The sequence below is a fragment of the Mesorhizobium sp. M7A.F.Ca.CA.002.05.1.1 genome (genome assembly GCF_003998335.1).
In the GTDB taxonomy this organism is placed as follows: Bacteria; Pseudomonadota; Alphaproteobacteria; order Rhizobiales; family Rhizobiaceae; genus Mesorhizobium.
On the sequence record NZ_RZQI01000619.1, the window covers coordinates 1 to 3,621 of the forward strand.

General features: G+C 60.8%; 3 protein-coding genes and 3 pseudogenes. 5 read left to right on the forward strand and 1 reads right to left on the reverse strand.

The features are described from left to right. Positions 1-232, reverse strand: a pseudogene (locus EN939_RS25190) (phosphatidate cytidylyltransferase); the annotation flags it as partial. Between the two features lie 275 nt (positions 233-507). Here EN939_RS25190 and EN939_RS38625 point away from each other — a divergent pair. From EN939_RS38625 to EN939_RS25215, 5 genes and pseudogenes are all read left to right on the forward strand, one after another. Further along, positions 508-692: pseudogene (locus tag EN939_RS38625) on the forward strand (2-aminobenzoate-CoA ligase); the annotation flags it as partial. A 1-nt stretch (position 693) separates the two neighbouring features. After that, positions 694-839 (forward strand): annotated as a pseudogene (locus EN939_RS25200) (tryptophan 2,3-dioxygenase family protein); the annotation flags it as partial. A gap of 42 nt (positions 840-881) precedes the next feature. Next, positions 882-2,018: an ABC transporter substrate-binding protein gene (locus tag EN939_RS25205; RefSeq protein ID WP_127270513.1), complete on the forward strand. Its 1,137-nt coding sequence runs from the start codon at positions 882-884 to the stop codon at positions 2,016-2,018. Between the two features lie 137 nt (positions 2,019-2,155). Continuing rightward, positions 2,156-3,076, forward strand: a complete 921-nt coding sequence (locus EN939_RS25210; RefSeq protein WP_127270515.1) for a branched-chain amino acid ABC transporter permease — start codon at positions 2,156-2,158, stop codon at positions 3,074-3,076. 8 nt (positions 3,077-3,084) lie between these two features. Beyond that, the coding region (locus EN939_RS25215; RefSeq protein ID WP_164751207.1) for a branched-chain amino acid ABC transporter permease at positions 3,085-3,621 on the forward strand (537 nt) is incomplete at its 3' end.

The window sequence follows — 3,621 nt, forward strand, 5'->3', positions numbered from 1 at the left end:
TGCGGTCCATCATGCCGCCATGGCCTTCGATCAGATGGCCCCAGTCCTTGACGCCCTGGTCGCGCTTGATGGCCGAGGCGACCAACCCGCCAAGAAATCCCATCGAGCAGGCGACGAAGGCCACGGCCGCCGCCTGCAGCGGCGAGAAGGGCGTGCCGATCAGGCCTTCCCAGGTTTTCGACGGCGAGACGTTCGGCGAAAAACGGTGTTTTCCAAAGAGCTTGCCGAAGATGCCGAACATGCCGCATTTGTGCACCAACGCTCGGGCATGGCTAAAAACTTTAGGCTTGAAATAAATTTGGTCTGGTGCAATTCTCAATCGTCAGTCGAGAGCGTGGGAGGTCTCGCTGTGCCAAATGCCGGTCGCATATTCGATCGCGCCGGGTGCTGCCGCATATGCCGGATGACCAGCCCGGCGTCGGCGCAAAGCCTCCCCGCAAGTTGCGTATTCAAACACACGCACGGCGACAAGACCGTGGCAACGAGCATCTAGGGGACAGCCGCAGAATGCTTGGACCGTCAGCGCATATCGACACGTTCACGCGCGACAACCTTCCGCCCGAGGAACAGTGGCCGAACTTCCTGCTCGATGGCTTCGACTACCCCGAATACCTTAATGCCGGTGTCGAACTGACCGACGTCTGGTCGAAAAGGGTCTGGGTGACCACACCGCGCCGATCGGCAATGGCCGGGCGCTGGCGCTTCAATCATGTCACCACAGTCGAACGCATCATCGGCATGAAACGCAGCACCGGCGGCACGTCGGGCGCTTCGTATCTGAAGAGATGCTGGAGGTTGAACTGTTCACTGAACTCTGGAAAGTTCGCACCCGGCTCTAAAGCTATTTTATCTATATTGAAAACACTGGGAAGGAGAGAAAAATGAAGAATATCCTGGCATCCAGCATGTTCGCTTTGTCGCTGGCCACATCTGGCCTTGCCTATGCCGAACCCGTCAAGATCGGCGTCATCACCACGCTTTCGGGCGGCGGTGCGGGTCTCGGCGTCGACATGCGCGATGCCTTTACGCTGGCGATGAAACAGTCCGGCAACAAAGATGTCGAACTGGTCATCGAAGACGATGCCCAGAAGCCCGAGATCGCGGTGCAGCTCGCCGAAAAGATGATCCAGAGCGACAAGGTCGACCTGCTCACCGGTATCATCTGGTCGAACCTGGCGATGGCGGTGGTGCCCAACGCGGTGGCGCAGGACGTCATCTATTTGTCGCCCAATGCCGGCCCGTCGGCCCTTGCCGGCGCCAAGTGCAACAAGAACTATTTCAACGTCGCCTACCAGAACGACAATTTCCATGAGGCGATGGGTCAGTACGCCAACAAGGACTACAAGAAGACCTTCATCCTCGCGCCCAACTACCCGGCTGGCAAGGATTCGCTGACCGGCTTCAAGCGCTACTACAAGGGCGAGCTGGCAGGCGAGGCCTACACCCAGATCGGCCAGGCCGACTACGCCGCCGAGATCGCCCAGATCCGCGATTCCGGTGCCGACTCGGTGTTCTTCTTCCTGCCTGGCGGCATGGGCATTTCCTTCATGAAGCAGTACGCCCAGTCGGGCGTGAACATCCCGGTCATGGGTCCTGGCTTCTCCTTCGACCAGGACATTTTGCCCGCGGTTGGCGACGCAGCCCTTGGCGTCAAGAACTCGGCGAGCTGGTCCAGGGACCTCGACAACGAAGCCAACAAGCAGTTCGTCGAGGCCTTCAAGGCCGAATACAATCGCCTGCCCTCAATCTACGCCGCCCAGAGCTGGGATACGGCGAACCTGATCCTGTCTGCGCTGTCCAAGGCCAGTGTTAAGGACAAGGACGCGTTCCGCGCGGCCCTCAAGGCAGCCGATTTCAAGTCGGTGCGCGGCGAGTTCACCTTCAACACCAACAATCATCCGGTCCAGAACATCTACGTCCGTGAGGTGGTAAAGGAAGGCGATGTCTTGACCAACAAGATCATCGCCACCGCCTTCGAACACCACAAGGACGCCTATGCCGACCAGTGCAAGATGTAGCCCAAGGCTGCATCCGCTTTGCTAAAGTGCCGGCCTCGTCATCGACGGGGCCGGGGCCGCGGCGAGGCCGCATCGCCGTATCTTGCAGCGGCTTGCTTCGGCATTCCCCGCCTTGAACCACAGTCCGGATCGTTCATTTGTCCATCGCCCTTCTGATCGAACAACTTCTCAACGGGCTGCAGCTCGGAGTGATGCTGTTCCTCATGGCCGCCGGCCTGACGCTGATCTTCGGAGTCATGGGCCTGATCAACCTCGCCCATGGCTCGCTCTACATGGTCGGCGCCTTTGCCTGTGCCACGGTCGCCGCCGCCACTGGTTCGTTCTGGATCGGTCTGGTGGCGAGCCTGATCGCTGCGGCAGCCGCCGGTGCGGTCATGGAGATCGTTGTCATCCGCAGGCTTTATGAGCGCGACCATCTTGACCAGGTGCTGGCGACGTTTGCGCTGATCCTGATCTTTTCGGAAGGCACGCGCTGGCTGTCTGGCTCGTTTCCGCTTTATCTCGACATCCCACCGCTGCTGCAAGGCGCGGTGCCCCTGCCCGGCGGTGGCCAGTACCAGCTCTACCGCCTCGCCATTATCGGCGTCGGCATCGCCGTTGCTGTGGGGCTCTATCTGCTGATCTCGCGCACCCGTCTCGGCATGCGCATCCGCGCCGGCGAATCCGACCGCGAGATGATCGCAGCCCTCGGCGTCGACATCCGCACGCTCTACACTGTTGTCTTCGCGCTAGGTGCTGCCCTTGCCGGCCTTGCCGGCGCGCTGGTCGGTGCGCTGCAATCGGTGCAGGTCGGCATGGGCGAGCCAGCACTCATCCTCGCCTTCGTGGTCATCGTCATCGGCGGCATCGGCTCGATCAAGGGTGCGCTGTTCGGTGCCATCCTCGTCGGCCTCGTCGACACGATGGGCCGCTTCCTCCTGCCCAAGGCGCTGGCGTTGATGATGCCGACGGCACAGGCCGGGCTGATCGGTGCCTCACTCGCCTCCATGCTGATCTACATAGTCATGGCCCTGATCCTCGCTTTCAGGCCAAGCGGCCTGTTTGCGGCGCAGTCGTAAGGGCCACCATGAGCCGCGAAACCATCATCAATATACTGCTGGCACTTCTGCTGCTAGCGATCCCGTTCAGTGCGTCTGCAATGGGCGAGCAATTCTACGTCACGCTTGCCACGCGCATTACGATCCTTGCGCTCGCTGCTGTCGGGCTCAACATCGCGCTTGGTCTTGGCGGGCTGGTATCCTTTGGCCACGCCGCCTTCTTCGGCCTTGGCGGCTATGCCGCCGGCATCCTGGCGACCCATGCCTTCAACGCCGAACCGCTGTTGTTTGGCCTGCAAGGCACGACCTCGATGCTGGTCATCTGGTCGGTGGCTATCCTGGTTTGCGGCCTTGTCGCCTTGCCGATCGGCGCGATCAGCCTGCGCACGACGGGCGTCTATTTCATCATGATCACGCTCGCTTTCGCGCAGATGATCTACTACTTCGCCATCTCCTGGCCGGCCTATGGCGGCGAGGACGGGCTGTCGATCTATGTCCGCAATGGCTTTCCCGGTATGAACACGGCGCAGTCCCTGACCTATTTCCTGATCTGCTATGTCGTGCTG

Coding starts and splice junctions, on each gene's coding strand:
- EN939_RS25205 (WP_127270513.1), top strand. CDS start 882: ATGAAGAATATCCTGGCATCCAGCATGTTCGCTTTGTCGCTGGCCACA.